We start from the raw sequence: 23,660 nt of genomic DNA on the forward strand, positions 1-23,660 counted from the left end.
TAACCAATCGGTGCCATACTTTCGTTAGGTTAAAAGACGTTAACGGTTTTTGATGCAGGGCACCATTCTTCATTACGATTCTCTCACGGGCTGTGGCCTCCTTCGCGTTGATGCCCATCGGCGCGACGACCACCCTATTTTGTTTCGGCAGAACCAGTTGATCGACGCCCGCTCTGTGAAAGCGGGGCAGCGTATCTCGGTGAGTGGCTCAGGAGCAGGACTAACCATTGTGACCCGGTCCGGCGAGACCCGGTCCGGCGAGACCCGACCATCGGATGCCATCCCTGACCAGTACGAGGAGTTGCTGGATGCCGAACCGGTAACGTATCTGGATGCCAAACCCGTCATTCCACGCGCACAACCTGTTTATGACCAGACCGCTTACACCACCGGTTCAGGGCCGGTTGCGCCTGCATCGGGTGGGTTGTACAACTGGCCGGGTACGCTGGTGGCAGCGGCCGCCTTTGGGTTGCTGCTGGCGGCAGGGCAGGGCTACAAACCCGAGAGCCGGGTCGAGAAGAACGTGCCGCTGATCAACTCGATCTGGGGCATGGTGGCGGCTGCGCTGCTCGTGATGACCACCTACTGGCAGGCCGTGGGTATGTCGCGGGGGCGGGTACGCTCGGCCGTGTGGGGCGTGGCCATTTGCTCAATAATGGCGTATCTGTTGCAGGGTTGCAGCGGATTTGTGGCCGATGGCGCGGCTCAGTGGTACATTTACGCCCTCATTGTGTTATTTCTGATTGTCTATATATTGCCGTATCGAGTACGATTTTGAGTACAGTGGAGTGGTACTCCGCTGGGCCGTTAGGCCAAAAAAATAGTCATGTAATTGGCCTGGCGGCCCAGCGGAGTACCACTCCACTGTACATTAAGAACACTATGCCTACTTTGCGAATAATACCGATTGCTTTACTTGCTTTCTCGATCCTCTTTTCTTCCTGTGGAGGGGGGGGGAAGCGCAAGCCCAAAGATGAGGCTACCAAACCTGCCCAGAAAGCGGCAGGCATTGGCCGTATTCATTTCTTTCTGGAAACCTCAGCCAGTATGGGAGGCTACCTTAAGGGAGCCACCACGTTTAAAGATGTGGTGTCGGAAGTAGTCAATAAAAGCAATCAGATTGCTCCCGTTTCGGTGTACACCATCACCGATAAGCCGCAGCCGTATCAGGGTGGGGTAGGGCCGTTTGTGGAGGGACTGGCTACCACGCCCTTAGCCAATGGCAAAAGCTCGAAACTGCACACCATTTTTGGGCAGGTAGGGGCCAAAGCCACCGGCAATGATGTAGCCGTGCTGGTGTCAGACTGTATCCTGTCGTTTCCCGACGCCGACATCAAGCGTGACCCCGAAATTAACCGCAACAACGCGTCGAGTGTCCTGAAAAACCAGATCAACGATCAGTTTGCGAGCCTGAGCCGCAAGGGAATATCGGCTACGGTATATGCCTACAATTCGGCCTTCAATGGTACGTATTACGATTACCAAAACAAGAAATCGCAGCTTAATGGCGAGCAGCGGCCGTTTTATATCTGGGTGATCGGCAAGCAATCGCTCGTGGCCGATTTCGATCGGCAGCTGCTGGAGCGCCTGAGCGAACGCCCGGCTCAGCAGCTTAGTTTTGGCTCGGGCGATGGGCTGAAAAAGTACGAACTGTTTTTCGGCCTGAACAAAAAAGGCGACTGGCGCGCTGAGCGGGGCAACGTGACCGAAATCAAATTTGGCCGCAAAGCCGAGCCGGCGGAGTTTGCCATCGGCCTCGATCTGGCCGGGCTGCCCGCCTACGCGCAGGCTCCGGATTATCTGAAAGAGAATCTGGTGATTAAGGCCGACAATGCCACGCTCAAGCTCGTGAACGTGCAACGGCGCGAAAACGTGAACACCACCAAACGCATGACCGACCGCGAGCAACAGCTACTGGCCCGGAACTCGCACGTGCTGACCTTTAAAATCGATGATCTGTTCGACGATGAAGCCACGGTGAACGTGCGGATGCCTGTTCGGTTCGATACGTGGTACCAAACCGACTGGTCGACGATGGATGACCGCACCGAGGCCGGTCGGCGGAAGAAGACGTTTGCGCTCGTTCATCTCATGAACGGCGTCCGCGAAGCCTATCAGACCGGCACTAACGATTTTGTCAACTTTACATTTAAACTCGAAAAATAGCCAACGCGTAATGATGAATGCGTAACGCGTAATTGCTTGCGCCAGCCCATTATGCATTACGCATTATTCATTACACATTCATAAAAACCATGTTTACTTCCCTATACGAACTCTGGCTGGGTCAGAACGACGACCCGATTTACGCAGAAACCATTTTCAACCCGGTCGGCCTGCTCACGCTGGTAGTAGCGTTTGTACTGGCGGCCATTTTTTACCTGGGTCTGGGCCGCTGGAAAGCCGTTTTCTACAAAGTGGGGCCGTGGGTGGTCACGCTGATTGTGGCGGCTTTGTTTGGCTATGCATATGCCCTGAGCTATGCCCTCGACCAAACCGGTGCCGACGAATCGGACGCGTATATGCAGGGGTTTGGTGGGGTAAATGCCCTGTACGCCGTACTGTACTTCGTCCTCTTTTCGTTTTTACTGAAGCGTTTCTCGATTTACGCCCGGCGGACACCGGTTTAAAAGTAGATAGGAGTGAGGAGGTAGGAGCGAGTAGGGCTGACGCAACGTTGCTTTCGCCGGACGGCTCCTAGCTCCTCACTCCTAGCTCCTCACTCCTTCAAAGTATGAAACTATTCCTTTTCGGCATCGGCGGAACCGGTGCCCGCGTATTACGCTCGCTGACCATGATGTTGGCGGCCGGGGCCAAAACCCCCGCTGACCTGACCATTGTACCGATTCTGCTCGATATGGATATGCAGAATGGCGATACCGAACGCAGCCTGCGGGTGGTCGACCTGTACCGCACGATCCGCCGGGGCGCGTACGAAGGGCCTACCGGTTCGCAGGGCCAAAAAACCTTTTTTGCCACGCCCTTGCAGCCTCTCGGCACCCTACAGGCCGAAAACGCGCAGGAACGGCTAGGCGATTCGGTGATGCCCAAGCTGACCGATCACGAGGGTACGTTCGAGGAATTTTTGCAGGTGAGCAGCATGGACGATACCGACCGAGAACTGCTTAAACTGCTGTACGATAACTCGGCCAAGCCAACCACGGCTGAGCTGAAGCTGAACCTGTCGGTGGGTTTCAAAGGGAATCCCAACATCGGGAGCGTGGTGTTCAATGCCCTCGAAGACTCGGCGGTGTACAAATACTTCACCGGGGCCTTTAACGATGCCACCGACCGGATTTTTATCATCAGCTCGATCTTTGGCGGCACCGGCTCGTCGGGGTTCCCGCAGTTGGTGAAACTGTTGCAGCAACCCAATCAGAAGCTACCCATTCGGAACGCCCGCAAAGGAGCCGTGACCGTGATGCCCTACTTCGCGCTCGAAGACAATACCAATAGCTCGATTGACCAGAACCGGTTTCTGTCGAAAACCAAAGCGGCCCTGAGTTACTACCAGACGCAAGTGCACCTCGACGCCCTGTATTACATTGGCGATCAGGCCGGTGGTAAGCTGTACCCGAACGTAGAGGGCGGTGCGCAGCAGGTCAACAACGCTCACGTGGTGGAGATGCTCGCGGCTGCGGCCGTGCTCGATTTTGCCCGGCGGCCCGCCGATGAGTTTGGGGGGGGCAAGCAGCATTACGAATTTGGGGTGAAGCGGAACGACCGCACCCTCGACTTGCCCCACTTCTACGACCGTACCTACAACGACTTGCTCGAACCGCTCATCCGGTTTGCGTACGCCACCAAATTTTACACCGATTTCCTGCCCGGTCATCTGACCGAAGCTTTTGCCCGCAACCTGAACCTGCGGCAGGACATCACCACCAACTCGTTTTACACGGCCCTGCAAAACTTTATGGGTGTGCATTTTCGGGGCTGGCTGGCCGAAATGGCACAGAATGACCGGGCCTTCGCGCCGTTCGATCTGAACGCTGATTTTAACTCGATGGTCCGCTCGAAGCAGATTGAAACGGGGTTCTTCAAGAAAGGCATCAGTGAGGGTTTTCTGCGCGATCAGGCCGGCGAGGTCGAAAACAAGTTGCAAAAAAGCTTCCCCCAGAACGAAGCCCGTTTCATGCAGATGCTCATTGAGGTAGCCGACCGTTGCCGCGAAAAATTAGAAACAGTAAACCGACAATTAGCTGACAGTTAATGAATAATGCAGAATGTATAATGAATAGTGCTCTGGCTGAGCGCCTGTTCACCATTCACCCCATTATACATTAGTCATTATCCATTATCCATTAAGAAGTTATGCCACATATCCTTCGCATTGATAAAGACCCGAATGTGGGTCAGCAGGACCATCAGGACTGGACCCAGAGCCGGGGCGGCCTGACCGGCAACCGCATTGAACACATTCCCGACACGCTCACGGGTGGTAGTGGCTCGGCCTCGAAAGCAGGCACGTCGATTCCGTCGCCGTTTGCCCGGCTGTATCTGTTCGATACGGCGTTTCGGATGGTTAAAAATGACCTCAACCCCCGCGAGCACTCGCTGTATCACGTGCTGGTGTCGCACTGCCTCGACCTGCTCGAACTGTTGTTTCAGGGTGGCCCGCGCAATACCGACATCACGTACCGGGTCTGGAACAAAGGCGAACGGCTCGAAGCCCTCCGGCAGCGGGCCGGTGCGCCGGGCTCGGGACAGCGGCACGCGCACGCGATTCTGGCCAAAGCCCTCGAACTGGATATGCAGGGCGACCTGGGTACGCTCCAGCAGATTACCATGATCTACTACAAGGGGGCATTGCTCGGCGGAACGTCGCCCCTGTCGCTTGTATTTACCTCACCCAACTGGGAGCAGGAGCGACAGAATCGGTTTATTGAACCGCCCAAAAGCACCAATGGTCGCACCCTGTTCCGCAATGAATACGTACCGCTGGCTGACCGCGATATTGCCTTTGTGACCTATCTGGCACGCATTTATCGGGAGCAGAATGGACTGCTGACGGGTGGTTTCCGGGAGTTCTTGTATCGGATATTCGACGATAACACCTCGCCCCTCCGTACCGAAGCCGACAAAACACTGGGCAGCTTCGACCCGATCACGGTGGGGGGCGAAACCAACGCGACCCTTCAGGTGGTGCCGGGGCTGGTTCTCTACGGCGTTCGCGAAGCCGACGTGCTCGAAGATATTGAGCGCGAAAGTGATTTTGTGATGCAGCCCACGGTTGATTATTACGCGGCCGAAACCTACGCCAACGGGGCCCCGACCAAAGTACGCAAGCCACTGGCGTTGGCCTCGCGCATGGAGGTGGCCGGGAAATACGTAAAAAATACCGACTGGAATCCGCGTACCGAGGTCTTGCCCGTTCACCTGAACGACCTCAGCCGCGATGGCCTCCTGGCCGACCGGTACCTGCCCGGCGTGGATAATGTACGGTACCCGTTTGTATCGACCGACGACTTTCTGGAGGATTTTCTCGTCCGAATGCCGTACAAGATCAACAACGAGCGTTTCCAGACCGGCATGCGCGATGGGGCTGATTGCCATTTCCTGTTGCCCGTACGGAAAGAGTATTTCAACTTTTTCACGCCCGATGACCTCGACCGGTATCTGACTATTCAGATTGACGCTAACATGGTAACGGCCACGCTCGAAGTACCCGTGAAGAACAACCGTCGGGTTACGTTCCGCAAAGCCTACGATCTGCGCGACCCCAATACCGTCATCGAGTTTCGGGCCGATCTGGCGTTTTTCCCGTTCTACCGGGTTACCCGCCCCGATTTGCAGGACCTGAACAATTACACGGTCATGCTGGCCGATGGCAGCGGGGTAGAGTACGGTTTCCGGCCCACGGGCGTGCATTTTTACCAGTTTCCGAACCTGATTCGGAAAGCGCCCGTACAGGTGAACACGCCCGAAGCACGGAGCCTTAAATCGCCGTTGGCCCCGGCTTCGTACTACTACAAGGTACCGCAGGCCTTCGACCTGATGGAGGTGCAGCTCAACTACGGGGGCGACACGTACCGGGGGCTTATTCTGCCCTCGTTCCGGGTTATCAACCAAAGTTACCGGGCCTTTACGTTTGCCATCGACTTTGGTACGTCGAACACGCACGTTGCCTATCTGGAAAACGATGGCGTAGCGGGTAATGCCGAACCGCAACCCCTGACCGTAGCCGACGATGCTGAGCTACAGGTAGTTCTGCTCAACAAGCCCTACAACGGGCCCGAAGCCCAGACCACCTATCAGCGGTACGCCCTGAAGAGCGGATTTGGTACCTTCGATGAGATGGAGCCGCTGATTCGGCGGGAGTTTGTGCCGCCCGTTATTAGTGGCGATGGCCGGGCGGGCTCGCCGTTTGCGTTTCCATTGCGCACCACGGTGTACGAGAAAAAAGGCATTCAGGACGGGGGCGATTATCTGTTCAGCAAGCTCAATCTGGGCTTCAATATCGACCTGGAGCAATCGGCAAGTGGCGATGTGAACCGCTACGTGACCAACCTGAAATGGTTGTTTGAGAACCAGCCTAAAGATGCCCTCAACCGGCCGCGGGTACGGGCGTTTTTCGAGACGTTACTCCTGCTGATCCGCAACAAGATTATTCTGAACGAGGGCGACATTACTAAGACTAAAGTGGTTTGGCTGGCACCGTCGAGTATGCGCCGGGGCACCCGCAACGGGCTTGTTGAAGAGTGGCAGAAGGCCTTTGAGCAGGCGTTCAGAGGCAGCGGTCAGTTTGTGTACGAACCCATTTCGGAGTCGGTAGCGCCGTATTTCTACCTCATGAAAAAAGGCGTGCTGCCCACGTCCGATGCCGTCAACATCGACATCGGGGGCGGTACCTCCGATATTATGTTGTTTGTGCAGCAGCAACGGCGGTATCTGAATACGTCGTTCCGGTTTGCAGCCAACGATATTTGGGGGGGCGGCCTCAACGAACAGGGCTATCCGTCGTACCGCAAAGACAACGGTTTTATCCAGAACTACCTGCTGTACAAACAGCGGAACCCCATGCCGTACCGGGCTGAGGATGGTACGCTGGAGTCGTTTTTGCAGAAAGACGAAATGACCGCCGAAGACGTGGTAAGCCTGCTGTTCAAGCAGGATGCGCACTTCCGGTTTACGCAGTCGATGAAAGATTTCCGGCCGGCGCTTCGGATGGTGCTTTACCTGCACTACGCGTCGATTATCTACCACCTCACGCAGTTGCTCGAAGCCAACGGCCTTCAGTTGCCGCGCTTCCTGACCTTTACCGGCCGGGGCTCGCAGTACCTGAACCTGCTCGGTTCTACGGCCGACCTGACGGAGTTTACCCAACTGCTGTTTCAGGCGTACTCGAACCAGCCGGCACCGGGCGGTTTCCGAATTGTGTTTACCGACAAGCCGAAGGAAACCACGGCCAATGGCGCCGTGCTGTATCAGCAGCAACAGGATACCAACGTTGGGCAAAGCGTACGCCCTGAGCCGGTTACGTACTGGGGTGAGGCCCGGAAAACCGACGAGGCACCGGTCGATTTTGTGTACAATATCACCAGCGCTGAGGAAGCCCGCTTGCGGACCGATTTCCACGAAGCGGTGATCGAAAACGTGCGGGTGTTTCTGGAAAAGACCCTGAAAAACCGCACCATCGCGTCGTTCCTGGCCGATTTCGATATTCAGCGGCCCGACCAGTATTACGATTTTCTGGTGGGTAACGACCCGGCGTCGCGCCATAATGTGCTGTGGGATAGCTATCTGCTGGGCAGGTTGGCGATTGAGCGCGACCCCGACGCCCGTTTGTCGGAGACGTTCTTCTTCCTGCCGCTCAAACACGCGTTGTACGAGTTGTCGAAACATATTCAGCAGGGCTAACCACCGCGAACCCACATGAAAACCTTTCTAACTCTCTTTCTTTTCCCGCTGACTACACTCGCCCAAACCCTGACCGCCGATCAGGTGGGCGACCGGGCCTTCAAAATGGCCAAAGCAACGGTCGAGTTTTTGGCTACCGACTCCAAAACGTACGGGTATCCGGCCAAAAAATCGTGCCCCGATTGTGTAAGTTACCCGAGCCTGAAAACGTTTATTCGGGAACAGAAACTCACCAAAGCTGATGAGCTTGTGGGTGGGGTAGAGCGCTGGGTTGCCAATCCGGCTACAGCAGCCAAAGACCCGGCTACGGCCCTCGCTGAGCTACGTACCGATCTGCTCAACCGCGTCACCAGTGGAACCGAGCGGCAACACCGGCGGAGCTTGCCGTCTTTTGCTTCGTACGAAGCGCAGATGACCGAGCTGTCGGGCGGGCAGTCGGCACCGGCAACGCTGGCTATGAACGCCCCTGCTCAGGGTGGAGACCCCGCCCAGGGTGGTGTCACAGAAATCGACACGGCGTATGCCGACGCCGATGACATTACCCCCGTGAGTGCTACGCAACAGGCTGACAACGGTTGGCTCTCCAAAAGCGGATTGGCCCTGGTTTTGTCGTTGCTGGGTCTGGCGTTGGCGGGTTGGGTATTTTTTATTCACCGCCGGTCGGGCGGGTCGGGGGCAGCTCCTAAGCCTCTGGATGCGGCTACCGACAAGCAACTGGCGCAGCTAAGCGATGATCTGTTTCACCTGAAAGGCGAGCGGAATCGGGTGCAGGATGCCAACCGGCGGCTCGAAGAACGAGTAGCTCAACTGGAAAGTCAGATTGCGGTGCTGCAAAAAGCGGTGGGCCTGCCAACGGGCATACCGGTGGTAGCGGCCCCGGCCACCAAAGAGCCTGTGCCTGCCCCGGCCCCCCGTGCTCAAATGCAGCAGGCCACAACAACGTCGGCCCCGGCACCTGCGCCCGCAGCCGACAATCGTCCGGTGAACCCGCCATCTCCGCAGAACCGGCCCCGTTCGGCGGCCCCCGCCCCGGCGCAGCCACCGGTGACCTCGGCCCCCGCAGCCGTGCCCCCGCAACCAGCCCCGGCTCCGCCTGCCCCTACGCTCCTGTACGCGCGTACGGTAGACCTGGGCGACGGGTTCAGTGCCGACTCGCTGTCGGAGAAAACAAGCGAGCGCCCTATGATTTACCAGTTGCAGATACAGGCTCCCGGGCAGGCTACTTTCCGCGTTGCCGACGACCCGTACGCGCAGCGGCTCGCTCTGAGTGACCCGTACTCGTACCTCAACGATGCCTGTGAGTACACCTCGCAACCTGCACCCAACAGCCGGATTCAGACTATCCAGCCGGGGCGGCTCGTTTTGCAGGGAAATAAATGGCTCATTCAGGAAAAAGCGCAGATTGCGTTTAGCTGAGAGAGAAAAGCGAGTGGATTAACCCGATAGAATACCCCGTTAGGGGTCAAACATAGGTAGAAAAGACGCCATCTGCCTCCTCATGAAGAGCCCCGAAGGGGCGTAACTTGTTTAGGGTTACGCTCCTTCGGGGCTCTGGTATTCGGTCTATGTTCCGGGTTAGCTACCAACATTGGGCCCCAAACGGGGCGTAGCGTAGAGGCCTCTGCTACCCTAAAATTCGGGATGACTCATGCTTAGTAGTCCGGGGCTCAACCAATTAATTCAGGTTATGCGCTGACAGAGCCATTTGGCGGCAAGCTTCGGCACAACGGCGGCAGGCTTCGGCGCAGGCCCGGCAATGGTCTTCATCGTGTTGGCCACACTCGGCCGCACAAGCCTCGCAGATATGGGCGCACAATTTGCACACGTCAGCGGCATGCGCACTGTTCGACGCCATAAACGAAACGGCCATCTGACACACTTTGGCACAATCACGGTCGAGCCGAATACACGCAACCATGTGGTGTACGTGTTCTTCGCCTAAGCAGGCATCGGCACATTGGTCGCAGGCGAGGGCGCAGGCCTGACAGGCGTCTATACAATCCTGAACGTGTTGAGCAATCATAGCGTATAACGGTTTGTTTACCGCCTTAACCCGGTAGACTATTGAATGTTGGTCAATTGCGATTACCCGGTCATTTTCCAAAAATTATGTACAGGTTCAGCCGGGCCTGGCTACTGACCGATTCCGCGAAATGAGTCTAAACAGGTACACACAAGGTGCCTGCTTTATGAAAAAATGGCCTCGGTTCAACGTTACGTCGCCCAATGATCTGTATAACTTTTCGGCTAAACCGAGCGATACGCGTTCTGTTAGAGCGCTGATTGTGATTGGTTTGTTTTGGGTTGGGGCGTTTGTGTATGTGTACTTTCAGCGGGCCAACCGGGGGTATTCGTGGCTATTTGTGCTCCTGACTATCTCGGTTGTGTTCAAACTGCTTCGGCTCCTGCACGAATGGTACCATTACTGGAAGGTGGTACCGCCCGTTCGGCCGCCCGTAACCCGCACCTGGACCGTCGATGTGCTGACCACGTATTGCCCCGGCGAGCCGCACGAGATGGTCATCAACACCTTGCAGGCTATTGAAGCCCTTACCTACCCGCACACTACCTACCTCTGCGACGAAGCCGACGACCCGTACCTGAAACAAGTGTGTGCCCAAATGGGCGTGCGGCACGTGACGCGTACCGACAAAACCGACGCCAAAGCGGGAAACATTAACAACGCCCTGCGCGAGGCTACCGGCGATATATGTCTCGTGATCGACCCCGACCATGTGCCGGTGCCTGATTTTCTCGATCACGTATTGCCGTATTTTGAAGACCCCAACATCGGGTTTGTGCAATGCACGCAGGCGTATTATAACCGCAAAGAAAGCGTGGTGGCCTTTGGCGCTACCGAGCAGACTTACAGCTTTTATGGCCCCATGATGACCTGCATGGGGCAGTACGGTACCGCGCAGGCAATCGGGGCCAATTGTACGTTCCGGCGGGCCGCCCTCGACTCTGTCGGGGGGCATGCCAACGGCCTTTCCGAAGATATGCACACGGCTATGCGGCTCCATGCCAAAGGCTGGCAGTCGGTGTATGTACCCCTGCCGCTTTCGTATGGTCTGGTGCCGGCTACGCTGTCGGCGTATTACAAACAGCAACTGAAATGGTCGCGCGGAACGTTTGAACTGCTCGTGACCACATTGCCACGGGTGTTTGGTGGGTTGTCGTGGCGACAAAAAATTCATTACCTGACCTTGCCCCTGTACTACCTGCTTGGGGTGGTGCAGCTCATCGACCTGCTGATTCCGATCTGTTCGCTGGTGATGATGCGGTTGCCCATCAAGCTCGACCTGCTCTTATTTGCGATGGTCTATACCCCCCTGCTACTGACGGGGTTTCTGATTCGGCAATTTGCGCAGCGGTGGCTCATTGAGCGGCACGAAGCGGGTTTCCACCTGCTCGGCGGTATTCTGGCGGGCGGAACCTGGTGGGTGTACGTGCTCGGGTTTGTGTACACCCTGTTTCGGGTTCGGGTGCCCTATATTCCAACGCCTAAAGACGACCGCCCGCGCAATAACCGGGTCTTGGTTTTGCCTAACCTGCTCATGGTATTGGCTACGCTGGGGGCCATTGCCTACAGTATCTACTACTACGGCCGCTTTGCACTCAATAACACGTACGCACAGCTCATGATTGGGTTCGGGGTGATCAATGTGCTGATGCTGAGTGCCAATGTTCTGATTGGGCAGGAGCTGTTCTGGGCCCGGCTGGGCCACCGACTACAGGCCCTGTCGAGCGGAAACATGGCCGTTTGGCGCATGCGTATTGCCGCCTGGAAAGTACGTTACGGGTTGTACTACTGGCTGCGGCTGTCGGCCATTCCGTTGGCGGGAGTTGTGCTGCTGCTCACCCTCGGCATGACCATGTACAGCTACCGAACCGAGATTATCCGGCCGACAATTGATATTCGGTATGCCAACACCCAGCCGTTTTACGTGGGCATGAACGGCATCACAAAGCGAACCTCAGTGCAACTGGCCGATTCGACTGCCTTTATCATACCGCAGTCGGTACGGTGGCTGACCGGGCCGGGTAGCCGTATCGACCAGCCCAACTGGCCGCGTGTGGCGGGGCAGATTCCGTTTTTGTCAATAGAGCCGGATGTTCGCTTAAAGCCCACAGAGCAACAGGTTGCCGGGTTTCTGAGTGGCATTGTGAACCGTCGGCACGATACCACCCTACTCGAATTTCTACGGGTTTCTAAAGCCTACGGCCGCCCGGTACTGGTTAGTTTTCTACCCCAGTTTGATAACCCCGACCGGCCGTGGGGCTCGCGTCGGGATACCACGTTGATTCTGTACCGCATGGCCTGGCAGCACATCGTTCATCTGGCCCGGCAACAGCGTGTGCATAATCTGGCCTGGGTCTGGTGCCCCTCGCGTCCGTCGAGCATCAGTGCGCACTATCCGGGCTCCGATTACGTACACTGGATTGGTCTGAGCGTGGTGAATAACCCCGACCGCGCCCCCGACGGCCGTAGTCATTCGTTTGCGGCCTTGTACCAACCCCTGCATACCACCATCAGGACCCATGCCGCCTACAGCATCCGGCAAAAACCGATTTTGCTCACCCATTTATATTCTACCGAACGAGGTCCCGCCGGTGCGAAGTGGCTCACTGAAGCGCAAAATCTGCTGCACGAGCGATACCCACAGATTCGGGGGATACTTTTTGAGTGAGCCCCTGACGCTGACAGTCGCCGAATCTAAAACAGCTACCTGTGCCACTTACTTAGCAGTAACCGGGCGCGAATTGGCGCTTTGGCCAATAGGCAAACCGCCTAACTGTTGACCATGCGCACCGTACTGCTTTCCTTTCTGATTGGATTTTTCCCCTTCGGGCTACAGGCTCAGGCTCTGCCCGAACTGCCTCTTTGGCCCGGCGAAAAAACCGTTGCGGCCGATTGGCTCGTGACCCCGGTATCGGCTCCGGCGCGGGTGTACCGCTCGGCCGACAACCGCGAACTATACCTGACCAACGGCCTCCTGCTCCGCCGGTTCCGGCTGACGCCCAATGCCGCTACTGTTTCGCTCAAACACCTCGGTACGGGTGAGCAGTTTGTGCGCTCGGTGCGGCCCGAGGCCCGGCTTACCCTCAATGGCCGGTCGTACAACATTGGGGGCCTCATGGGCCAACCCCTGCACGCATACCTGCGCGAGGAATGGCTCGACAAACTGACCGCGTCGGCGGCTGATTTTCAGTTGCAACGGGTGCAGGTAGAAACCCTGAAACCTTATGTGAACTGGAAACCGAAGCTGTGGGCCACCAACCCCAATCAGCCTACCGGCCAAACGCTCTCGTTTACGTATACTCACCGGGCTCCTGAGCTGAAAGACCTGACCGTGACGGTGCATTACGGTCTGTACGACGGCCTGCCGCTGTTGGTAAAATGGCTGACGGTGCAGAACGGTGGTACGGCCGAGGTTACGCTCGATGCGGTCACAAATGAGATTCTGGCGGTGCCCGAAGAGGAGTCGGCCGTGGTGGGGCGGCCCGATCAGATGCAGAAACCGGCCCGGTTGTACATTGAAAGCAACTACGCCTTCAACAACGCCATGAAAGCGAACCTGTCGGACCAGACAACCCACTGGAAAACCGATAGTTTGTACCGGTCACAGGTCAATTACGAGTATCAGACCCCCTGTTTGCTGGAGGTGCATCCGTCTATTGGGCCGGGCGTAACCCTGTCGGGCGGGGCGTCGTTTACGTCGATCAGAACACACGAGCTACTCCTCGACTCCTACGATCGGGAGCGCAACGGGCTGGCCAAGCGTCGGATGTACCGGACTATTGCCCCCTGGACCACCCAAAACCCAATTTTCATGCACCTGATCAGCACCGATCCGGTCAAGGTGCGCGATATGGTAGATCAGTGTGCAGCTACGGGCTACGAGATGATTATCCTGAGCTTTGGTAGTGGTCTGAACATGGAAGATACGTCGGCGGCCAATATCCAGAAGTTCAAAGCCCTGGCCGATTATGCGCATAGCAAAGGGATTTTATTGGGTGGTTACTCGCTGTTTAGTAGCCGCCGGATCAGCGATGCCGACGATGTGATCGACCCTAAAACAGGCCTGCCCGACAAGGGCGCGCAGTTTGGCGCGGCTCCCTGCCTCGGTAGCGTATGGGGGCTGGCGTATCTCAAAAAGCTGAAAAAATTCATCACCGAAACGGGCTTCGATATTCTCGAACACGACGGCCCTTACCCCGGCGATGTGTGCGCGTCGACCACGCATCCCGGCCATAAAGGGCTGGCCGATAGCCAATGGGCGCAGATGGAGATGCAGAAAGGATTCTACCGCTGGCTCAACGAGCGCGGGGTGTACATCAACGCGCCTGACTGGTATTTTCTGGACGGCACCCACAAGATAGCTATGGGCTACCGCGAGGTGAATTTTTCGCTCCCCCGTGCCGAACAGATTGTGCACGGGCGTCAGCATATTTTCGACGGGACTTGGGAGAAAACGCCCTCAATGGGCTGGATGTTTGTACCCCTGACCGAGTATCAGGGCGGGGGCAGTGCGGCCACTATTGAGCCTCTTTCGGAACACCTGCCCGACTACAAAGCCCTGATGTTGCAGAATTACGGCTCTGGCGCGCAGGCCTGCTACCGAGGGCCCCGCCTGTACGACACCGACGTAACCAAAGCCGTGGTGAGCGAGGTGGTGCAGTGGTACAAAACCTACCGAACCGTACTGAACGCCGACCTGATCCACCTCCGCCGACCCGACGGTCGCGATTGGGATGGTATGCTACACGTAGACCCGACGGGTAAGCAAAAAGGGCTGGCTATCCTGTTTAATCCGCTCAAAGAGCCCATCACCCGCACCATTCAGCTGCCTTTGTACTACACCGGCCTGACGGGAAAAGCCCGGATTCGGGTGGGGGAGGGCAAGCCCCGCGTGTACCCGCTCAACGGGCAGCACGAAGCTACCGTTACGCTCGAAATGGCTCCCGAAAGCATGACCTGGCTACTGATCGACTGAGGCCGGTTTCCCGGTGATCTCGAACGAAAAATTGCCGGTAGCCACGTGGTTGTGGGTGTCGTACACGTTGACGAAGAGCCGGTAGGCCCCCGGCTGTGTGGGCAACCGGAACGAAACCGCCCGTTGGTCGGTGGTTACGAACAGCCCCTCCAGAGCCGGGCGCGGGGTGCCAATGTAGTCGGCCGTGCGGAGGGCGCGGGGCTTTATTTCCCACAAATACGTTAGGCTATCGCCGTCGGCATCGGTAGCTATCACCTGCCCCTGGTGCAGGCCGCTCCGGGCGGCAAATGATCGGTGAGTAGCCGATTGACCATCAATCAGCAAGGCTCGGACCGACGGGGCTTTGTTGGCCGGTTCACGACCACTCCAAAGCGTCTGCATCAGCCCGACGAGGGGTGTTTCGCGTCCTTTGTCATCAAACACGCTGAACCATGTGTGCGATTCTTCCTGCTTGGTGCCCCAGTAAAAGAGATAGGCTCCCAGGCAGTTGGCCGGTCTTGACCCAATGTACGTTGGGTAGAACCGACGCACAAAGTCGGCTTTCTGATCGCTGCTGGGTTCAATTGGGGCCGACCAGGGCGTAGTCGTGGTTTCCCAATACGCCTGAGCCCCGTATTCCGAAATGATGTAAGGGCCTTTCCAGTCGCCGTCTCTGAAAAACTCGCTCAGCTGGCTCGTGAGGGCATAAGCATTGACCGACAGCACGTCTACCGCCGGGCACCGCTGGGCCACCAGCCAGATAGCCCGTTTGCTGTCGGGTGAGATAGCCGTGCTCACCGGATGGTCGGGGTCGAGGTCATGCACCAGTTTGGCCAGCCGGTTCACCTCATCATAGACCTTAAAATTATCGGCGTTCTGTGCCCACTCGTTACCCACACACCAGAGCAGCAGGGCCGGGTGATTGCGGTATTTGAGCACGGTTTTGCGGATACGTTCGTACTGCCGGTCTACAGCGGCCTGATCATCGTAATCAAAACCCTCGATTTCGCGCTCAACCCACAGACCAAACATGACCGTGAGCCCTAACCGGTGGGCTTCGTCGAGCAGTTGGCCCGCGTCGATGTCGTCCCAGATTCGGATGGAGTTGCCGCCTGCCGCCTTGAGCCGGTCATAGTACATAATGCCGCCGGCTCCTTCGATAAAATACGGCTTGCCGTACCGCAGCAACTGGTAGCTTTTTCCGTCGTAGCTGATCGAGGTAGGCCGGGTCGACGGGTCGGAGTTGGATGGATTGGATTGGCTGCTGGTACAGCCGGGAAGTAGCCAGCTACTCAGCAGCGTCAGCAGCAACAGGGTAGCCAAACGCATGAGTCAATGAGAATAGCGATTCTGATGTATTGACCCTCAGCAACGGGCGTCGTCACATTTCGGGAGTAAAGTTGTAAGCATTCCGCATAATTGTGTAAAAATAGGCGGGGTTGAGGCAGCGGGGCTTTCGGGGTGAGCGTGTCAAACGTGAGTAAACAATGCCGGGGCTTCGTTACTTTTGTAGCCAGAAGAACATGGCAACATTACAGGAGCGTATTAAGGAAGAAATTGTTCTCCGGCGAGGACAGGTGAAAGAGCGCCATTGGCGGCAAACTGGCTTGCCCGAGGAGGCCGCCCGTGAAGGCATTTCGGCCGAGGAGTTTCGCCGATTGGTCAACGAGGTGAGTCGGCAAATTAACTTTGAAAAGCTGGCCGACCTGCGCCGTCGGCTCGAAGATGCCCTGGCAGCTCCACCGCTCTACCAACTCCATCAGACCCAGACCGACGATTTTGTAGCCGAGGCCGAACGGATGGGCTTGGGTAGTGTCTTTGTGCGTGACCGCTGGATTCCGCAACTGATTACCGATCTCAAACAAGTAGCCTCCGCAACAACCGAGGTGGTATCCCCGCCCCTGGTGGCACCCCCTGTGCCCGAAACGCCGGTAGCTCCAACGACAACTCCGCCCGTTGAGGCATCTGACCGCGATCCGGTGGCCCAACCAGACGTGGCCCGACCGAATGCGGCCCGACCCGATGATGCGGCAGCGGTGCGCGCGCGGGTCAAAACCATTCTGGATGAGTACGAGGGGCATATTACGGCCCGGGAGCTGCGTTTGTTGTTCCGGGCGATGCCGACCGACGAAAAAGTACTGGCAGAAGAGGTGCTGGCGTACCTGTCGGCTAATTTTTACGCGTCGGTGACGGAGCCCGCTGGGAATACCCTGTCCGAAAAGCTCCTGTCGACCGATTGGCGGCACCTAAGCTGGTGGGATAAAGAACCCGAGCCTGCTCCGGCCCCCGTGGTTGAGCCTGTTCGGGCGTACGTGCCCCCGACACCACCTCCGCAGCGTCCGGCACCAACGCCACCCCCGGCCCCGCGTCGGAGTTCGCTCTGGTCCGATGCGGGGGTTTGGGGTACTGTGTTTGCTGTTTCGGTAGTAATCATTTTGTACCTGCTGATTAAGCCCAATGCAAAGAACAGGAACACCGGGACCGACGAAGACCGCCCGGCCCGTTCGGAGCAGGTTGAAGAGACGCGCCCCTCAAAACGTAAACGCGAGAAAGCCAAACGGACATCCGAAGCGGTAACTTCCAACGAAAGTGAGGCTACCGACGAACCCATGCGTGAGCCAAAGACGGCCCCTGAACCGGCTCCGACCGAGAAACCGGTTGTGGTCGAGGAGAGCAAGCCCGATAAGAAATACGATCAGGTGCTGGCAACAACCGGTGATTTTGGCGAACGCCCGGCCCGTTTGGGGCGTAAGTGGGGCCTTTGGCGCGACAACAACTGGATGATTTTTCCGATCTACGACGATATTACCGTTTTCCGCGACGGTCGGGCTACCGTTGTGCGGAATGGCCGCACCTACGATATTGATGATAAAGGCAATCCGGTTGAGTAAACCCGGTTGAGTGGGGGTTAGGGCGTGCGGACCGTGAGGTTACGGAAGGCGAGCCAATTCCCTTTGGCAAACACCCCGACGCCATTGCCCCGCACCGCCCGGTTCAGGAACGGGCTGCCGGGTAGCTCTTTGTCGTTGACGAACACATGCAGTCGAGCGCCCCGACGCCATACCGTGATTCGGTTGCGGCCTTTCTGCGTCGGAAACCGGACACTGGCAAGCCGGTCGTTGGTTGAGGTCAGGTCGGGTTTGCCATCGACAATCTGTTGCACAATCACCCGGTCTCTGCCGTTGAGCCACACCCGGCTGTAATTGAGCGAGTCGGCTACGCCAAACAGGAGGCCACCGTCGGGGTACATATCGGCGCGGGGCAGCACGTCAAGTTGGACCATAAACGTATCAATACGGGGCAAATCGAACCGGTTGGCGAGCTGAATCCAGGCGCGGGCCAGTTGACTGCTGTCGGCCCCCCGGCGTTCCAACTGGTAGCCTACCGGACCGGGCGTGTAGGTAAACCCCGCGCGCAGGCCAACGGGCCATCGGTTGGCGTTAGCCTCGGCGAAGGTTTCCCGAAATACAAGCCCCTCGGGGGATCTCCAGGTGGGCATGGGGCTGGTTTCTACCGCTACCCACGCACTACTGGCCGATTCAACGGTTTTCGACTGGGCGAGGGTCAACTCCGGTAGCCAAATAAGCAGAATGAATAAAAGTCGGATCACGGGTCGTAGTTGGTTTAGTAGCCTACAGGCACTGCCGGTTCCCTCAGAACCGGGCGCGTATCTGGGCGGTGAGCACCCCGCTTTGCCAGCCCGGTGCCCAGGTTACGGTTGAGGCTTTTCGGACCGCATGTTGGTCGCGCAGGCCGCGTATAAGCGTGAGCGTCACATCGGTAGCCCAGATCAGGGCGGCCGCCCGTGTGGCTATATAATACCGTTGGTGGTAGGTGTTGGCGGTTTGGTAAAAGGGCTCGCCCTCGGTTAGGTTTTTCTGGCGGGTGTACTCGTCGTACCAGGCCCGTGAGAGTCGGCGTTGGTTGAGACCGTATAGCAGCGCACCGTAAAAGCCGGCGGTCACCAGCGGCCGGGCACCCACCCGAAGTTTGGGTTTACCTGTTATGCCCCGGTGCACAAACATATTGCCCACACCGGGCAGCACAGCCGACAAGGCGGCCCAGCCGGGTCCGATAGGCCACCGGCTCTTATCGTTCAGGAGCGGATAAAGGGCAATGGCTTCGGGGGCTTCCTGCACAATAGGGCCCGGCAGCGCGAGGGGGCGGGCCAGTACCCGCACCTGTACGTCGGATTTGATGCGGTGGCCCTCGTCGTAGAGGTACCAAACAATACGGCGGTTGGGGCCTACGGGCACATTACGGCCATAATCGCCGTACAGATAAGCCGCTGTGGGTTTGAGTTGCCCACCAAAACGGGCTTCTACTTCGATCCAGACCGAATCGGCGGGTTCGAGGAGGTTATACCAGATTTCGAGCCGGGTGGGGTCGGGCATGCGGAGCCGAACATCGGTCACCCGCTGCGCCATACAAAAACCCGGAAATAACCATAGAAAGAGAAAAATGTGTTTCATGCGCAACAACCATAGAAACCATACCTGTTTGCTACCCGTTGCCTGCTACTGAATGGTGATGGTTCGGCTCGTCCGAAAAACGTCGTTGCAGCTATTAGCAATAACGATGGATATGGTGTACGTGCCGGGTTTTGCGTATCGGTGGTACACCGGATTACCAACGCGCGTACGCCCATCGCCCAAATCCCAACCCACGGAGCCAATGTCGCCCCGCGGGTTGGTCAATGAGAATTCAACTTCCAAAAGATCCTGTTTGAAGCGAATGCCTGCTTCGGGTGCCTGACACTTCGGAAAGTCGAACCGCCGTAAATCGTACGGTTCACAGGCCGCAAAAAGGCACAATATGAAGCATAGAGGGCCAATTCGTTTGATCATCATTCATATGGGTAGAGTCTGCAAACATACACCAGAGCTACTCGCAGGAGGCCCTAACTGTCGTGCAGTCAGATAATAAGACGTTAAGCCGGGGGGGAAGTATCGCATAAGCCGTCTTTTTTTGTAGTTTAGATGATTCATGGATACCAAACGGTATACTGGTGTGTGCTACACAGCCGCCATACAGTCAGGTATCAAACAGCCAACAGCATTCGTTGTGAACACGCCCTCATCAACATTGCCAACTCAAACCGCCCTTGCCACGCAGCCCGCTACGTTCGACGTTCGTCAGACGGTCGATCAGCTCAATTTGATTGGACTGACCGTCGACAAAGACGGGACGCTTAGCTACGCCAATCCGTACACCTATCGCGTAACGGCATGGCAACCCGACGACATCATCGGTCGTAATTTTTTTGATGTGTTTGTGCCACCCGCCGACCGCGCCAAACTCGAAGGAGAATTCGAGGAGGCCCTCCGGCGCGGGGGCTTCGTAGAACAGCGAGAAATCGACCTGCTGGCCCGTAGTGGGGCCGTCAGGAACGTACTCTTAAACTCGTTTATCGTCAATCACAGGGCCGGTGAACTGGCTTCATTTACCATTATTGGCGAAGACATCACCACAAAAAAACGCGTCGCGTCGGCACTGTCGTTTTCAAACGCGCAGCTACAGGATCTGGTCGATAACACCTCCGATCTGATTCAGCTCGTCACGCTGGACGGCAAGTTCATGTTTGTGAACCGCGCCTGGCGTGAGGTGCTGGGATTCGGCTCCGACGAGGTGGCCTCGCTCACCCTTCACGATGTACTGCATCCCGATTACGCCGATGTGACGATGCAACGGCTTGGGCGGATACAGGACGGAGAGAAACTGCCTTACTTCGAAACGGTTTTCCGCAGCAAGGCCGGCAAAACCATCTTTGTGTCGGGCAGCGTCAACTGTCGCTACGACAACGGCCGGCCGACGGCCTTCCGTTGTATCCTGCACGATACAACGAGCAAAATTCGGGCCGAAAAAGCCCAGAAGCTGTACTACAGCATTGCCAACTGGACCATCAATACCCGCGACCTCGACGACCTGTACGGCAAGATTCACGAGGAACTGGGCAATATTATCGATGCCCGTAACTTCTTTATTGCCCTCTACGATGGCTCGAAACGTTACCTCTACTTCCCGTACTATGTGGATGAGTACTTTGGCGGGCACCTCCGGTTTACCAAGCGCCGGTTGGGCAACGGCCTCACCGAGTACGCTATTCGGGCCAATAAGGCCCTGTTTTTGTACGAGAAGGATATTCGGCAAATGGCTGACCAGCACCAGCTTGACCTGTACGGGCAGCTTCAGCCGAAGGTGATGCTCACGGCTCCGCTGCGGGTGGGTGAGCAGGTGACGGGTATTATCGGAGTGAAATCGTACACCGACGAGCGGACCTACGGCCCCCGCGATCTGGAATTGCTGGAGTTTATTTCGGGGCAGGTGGCGTTGGCCATTGCCCGTAAACAGGACGAAGCCGCTCTGAACAAACAGACGGCCCGGCTCAACGCAATTGTTGAAAGCAGTACGTACCTGATCTGGTCGGTCAACAAAAGTTTGCAGCTGACCTCCTTTAACAAGAATTATACCAGCCTCATCGAACGCAACGTGGGTGAGCGCCCAACCATGCTGGGCAGTGCGCCCAATTTGGGCTGGCGGATGATTGGAACCGAAAACCGCCGGGCCCTGGAAGAGAAGTACCGGCAGGCGTTTCGGGGGGTACCCCAAACGTTTGAAATGCGGATTGGCGGGGAGGGAACCGGCACGGCCGAAACCTGGCTCGATTTCCAGCTCAACCCAATTCTGTTGTCGGGTGGAGTAATTGAGGAGGTGTCGGGCATTGCGCGCGACATTACCAACCGTAAGCGGGCCGAAATTGCGACCCAGCAGAGCGAAGAGAAGTTCCGGGGGATTTTCGAAAACCTCCAGGATATTTACTGCCGCGTGGACCGGAACGGACACATTACCATGATCAGCCCGTCGGTGTACAAGCGCATGGGCTACACACCCGAAGAGGTACTCGGGCAGGACGTAACCCAGTACTTTGTCGATAAGAGTATTATCCACAAGGCCATGTTGCGGCTGGTGCGTAACCGGAGCCTCCGCAACTTTGAGGTGACCCTCCGGCGGAAAGACGGCACCGAGCGGCAGTTTATGTTCAACATGCTTCTGCTGAAAGACGATGCCGGGCATCATTCAGTAGTGGCCGTACTGGCCCGCGATATTACCGAACTGAAACGGCAGGCCGCCGAACTGGTGAAGGCCAAAGAAGAAGCCGAACGATCGCTGAAGGTGAAAGAGCGTTTTCTGGCCAACATGAGCCACGAAATCCGAACGCCCATGAACGGGGTAATCGGGATGATTGACCTACTCAACGATACGCCCCTCGACGTGGAACAGCGCGACTACGTGCGGACCATCAAGCGGTCGAGCGAAACGTTGCTGAATATTCTGAACGATATTCTGGACCTCTCGAAGATTGAAGCCGGTAAAATGGTGCTGCACGAAGCGCCTATTGCCCTGCGGGAGGTGTTCGATAAACTGATTGCCTTGTTTGGGCAGCAGGCGGCCTCGAAAAATAACCAGCTCACCTACCGCCTGGCCGACGACCTGCCGACGTTCGTGATTGCCGATCAGACGCGTCTGTTGCAGATTCTGTCGAACCTGACCTCCAACGCCATCAAGTTTACCGAAAACGGCGAAGTGACCGTAACGGCTTCGCTGGTGGGCAAAAAAGGGAAGTTCAACCGGATTCGGGTGGATGTGCGCGACTCGGGTATCGGGATTTCGCCCGAAAACATCAAGTTGCTGTTCAACTCCTTCAGTCAGGTCGACGAGTCGTCGCGCAAGTCGTTTGGCGGCACGGGTTTAGGGCTTGCCATTTCTAAAGAGTTGGCCCTGCTGATGAAAGGTGAAGTGGGCGTAGAGTCGACGGTAGGGAAGGGGAGTACGTTCTGGTTCGTGATCGAACTGAAAGAGACGGCCATCAGCCCCACCCAGCAGACTACCGAAAATACGGAGGTTACGCTTATCGATTTCTTTAAAACCACGCATCCGCAGGTGTTGCTTGTCGATGATAACACCACCAACCGGAAGGTGGCCAGTGAGATTTTGCGGAAGGCGGGGTGCCTGGTTACGACGGCTGCCAGCGGGCCCGAGGCCATTGACATTGTGAAGGGAAGGCGAACGCAACCGGGAGAAGGAGCCGACGGGTTGTCAGATACCGCTGCGTTGCCGTTACCGCCTTTCGATGTCATTTTTATGGACATCCAGATGCCCGATATGGACGGCGTAGAAACGACTCGCCACCTGCACGAGCTGTTTGGCAACGACCTGCCGCCTATTGTGGCCATGACGGCCTACTCCATGCGCGAAGACCGGGAGCGGTTCCTCAGTCAGGGGCTCGACGACTACATTGCCAAACCGATTCGGGCGCAGAGCCTGATTGCGAAGGTGAAAGAGCTGGTGGATGCCGCCAGTACCAAGCGCGAGACTCAGCAGCTGCAACTCCGGCAACAGCAGATTGCCCAGCAAACGGCCCAGATACAGGCCCCGCTGCCGCCCGTGATTGATGAGGAGATTGTGTCGCAGCTGCGCGATCTGGGTGGTCAGGAACTGGTGGATGAGATTATGGGTGAGTTTGTGACCGAGGCTACCGAGTTGGTCAACGGGGCCAACGATGCCTTTGCGCTCGGCGATATTCCGACGGTGAAGAGTCACCTGCACACGCTCAAAGGCAGTGCGGGCACTATTGGCGTGTCGCGAGTGGCTCACATTGCCCGCGAGGCCGAGGGTAAACTCAAACTAAGCGACACCAGCCACCTGGCCGAAGAACTTCAGGCGCTGACCAGAGCATTTGAGGAGTTTTTGCTGACGCGTAAGGGGTGAAACATAATGCACAATGTGTAATGTATAATGCGTAAAAAACCAGACGCTGTACAC

The 23,660-nt window shown here is 57.0% G+C and carries 15 protein-coding genes; 10 read left to right on the plus strand and 5 right to left on the minus strand.

Features of this window, described 5'->3' with window-relative positions; translation table 11 throughout:
* Positions 1-52 precede the first annotated feature (52 nt).
* From F5984_RS00695 to F5984_RS00720, 6 genes are all read left to right on the plus strand, one after another.
* Entirely contained in the window at positions 53-778 is a 726-nt protein-coding gene (locus F5984_RS00695) for a hypothetical protein (protein ID WP_152121880.1), read from the plus strand.
* Positions 779-882: 104 nt separating this feature from the next.
* On the plus strand, positions 883-2,166 hold the full coding sequence (locus tag F5984_RS00700) for a hypothetical protein (RefSeq protein WP_152121882.1): 1,284 nt from the start codon (positions 883-885) through the stop codon (positions 2,164-2,166).
* An 89-nt stretch (positions 2,167-2,255) separates the two neighbouring features.
* Positions 2,256-2,630, plus strand: coding sequence for a hypothetical protein (locus F5984_RS00705; RefSeq protein ID WP_152121884.1), 375 nt, complete (start codon positions 2,256-2,258; stop codon positions 2,628-2,630).
* Positions 2,631-2,734: 104 nt separating this feature from the next.
* Positions 2,735-4,213 carry a tubulin-like doman-containing protein gene (locus F5984_RS00710; RefSeq protein ID WP_152121886.1) on the plus strand — a complete coding sequence of 493 codons (1,479 nt, stop codon included), beginning with the start codon at positions 2,735-2,737 and terminating at the stop codon, positions 4,211-4,213.
* Positions 4,214-4,314: 101 nt separating this feature from the next.
* On the plus strand, positions 4,315-7,860 hold the full coding sequence (locus F5984_RS00715; protein ID WP_152121888.1) for a hypothetical protein: 3,546 nt from the start codon (positions 4,315-4,317) through the stop codon (positions 7,858-7,860).
* 15 nt (positions 7,861-7,875) lie between these two features.
* Entirely contained in the window at positions 7,876-9,276 is a 1,401-nt protein-coding gene (locus tag F5984_RS00720; RefSeq protein WP_152121890.1) for a hypothetical protein, read from the plus strand.
* A 259-nt stretch (positions 9,277-9,535) separates the two neighbouring features.
* Here F5984_RS00720 and F5984_RS00725 read toward each other — a convergent pair whose 3' ends face one another.
* Positions 9,536-9,883, minus strand: coding sequence for a four-helix bundle copper-binding protein (locus F5984_RS00725; RefSeq protein ID WP_152121892.1), 348 nt, complete (start codon positions 9,881-9,883; stop codon positions 9,536-9,538).
* A gap of 166 nt (positions 9,884-10,049) precedes the next feature.
* Here F5984_RS00725 and F5984_RS00730 point away from each other — a divergent pair, with 166 nt between their 5' ends.
* Entirely contained in the window at positions 10,050-12,551 is a 2,502-nt protein-coding gene (locus F5984_RS00730; RefSeq protein WP_152121894.1) for a glycosyltransferase family 2 protein, read from the plus strand.
* Positions 12,552-12,665: 114 nt separating this feature from the next.
* Positions 12,666-14,858, plus strand: a complete 2,193-nt coding sequence (locus tag F5984_RS00735) for an alpha-galactosidase (protein WP_152121896.1) — start codon at positions 12,666-12,668, stop codon at positions 14,856-14,858.
* On the opposite strand, the gene F5984_RS00740 is transcribed toward F5984_RS00735, so the two are convergent.
* Positions 14,844-16,166: a glycoside hydrolase family 2 TIM barrel-domain containing protein gene (locus tag F5984_RS00740; RefSeq protein ID WP_152121898.1), complete on the minus strand. Its 1,323-nt coding sequence runs from the start codon at positions 16,164-16,166 to the stop codon at positions 14,844-14,846. The two genes, F5984_RS00735 and F5984_RS00740, sit on opposite strands and share 15 nt — an antisense overlap.
* A 194-nt stretch (positions 16,167-16,360) precedes the next feature.
* On the opposite strand from F5984_RS00740, the gene F5984_RS00745 reads away from it, so the two are divergent.
* On the plus strand, positions 16,361-17,728 hold the full coding sequence (locus tag F5984_RS00745; protein ID WP_152121900.1) for a WG repeat-containing protein: 1,368 nt from the start codon (positions 16,361-16,363) through the stop codon (positions 17,726-17,728).
* Positions 17,729-17,745: 17 nt separating this feature from the next.
* Here the strand turns inward: F5984_RS00745 and F5984_RS00750 are convergent, their stop codons facing one another.
* From F5984_RS00750 to F5984_RS00760, 3 genes are read right to left on the minus strand one after another with little or no spacing between them, the layout of a single operon-like run.
* The gene (locus F5984_RS00750; protein ID WP_152121902.1) at positions 17,746-18,447 is read right to left on the minus strand and encodes a hypothetical protein; all 702 of its coding nucleotides are present in this window, start codon (positions 18,445-18,447) and stop codon (positions 17,746-17,748) included.
* A 43-nt stretch (positions 18,448-18,490) separates the two neighbouring features.
* Positions 18,491-19,309, minus strand: coding sequence for a hypothetical protein (locus F5984_RS00755; protein ID WP_152121904.1), 819 nt, complete (start codon positions 19,307-19,309; stop codon positions 18,491-18,493).
* A gap of 45 nt (positions 19,310-19,354) precedes the next feature.
* Complete coding sequence (locus tag F5984_RS00760; protein WP_246168748.1) at positions 19,355-19,687, minus strand: PKD domain-containing protein; 333 nt, start codon at positions 19,685-19,687, stop codon at positions 19,355-19,357.
* Between the two features lie 235 nt (positions 19,688-19,922).
* On the opposite strand from F5984_RS00760, the gene F5984_RS00765 reads away from it, so the two are divergent.
* A complete protein-coding gene (locus F5984_RS00765) occupies positions 19,923-23,606 on the plus strand; it encodes a PAS domain S-box protein (RefSeq protein WP_246168749.1) in 3,684 nt (1,227 codons plus the stop codon).
* Positions 23,607-23,660 lie beyond the last annotated feature (54 nt).

Origin of the sequence: Rudanella paleaurantiibacter (assembly GCF_009184635.1) — a bacterium.
GTDB lineage: Bacteria > Bacteroidota > Bacteroidia > Cytophagales > Spirosomataceae > Rudanella > Rudanella paleaurantiibacter.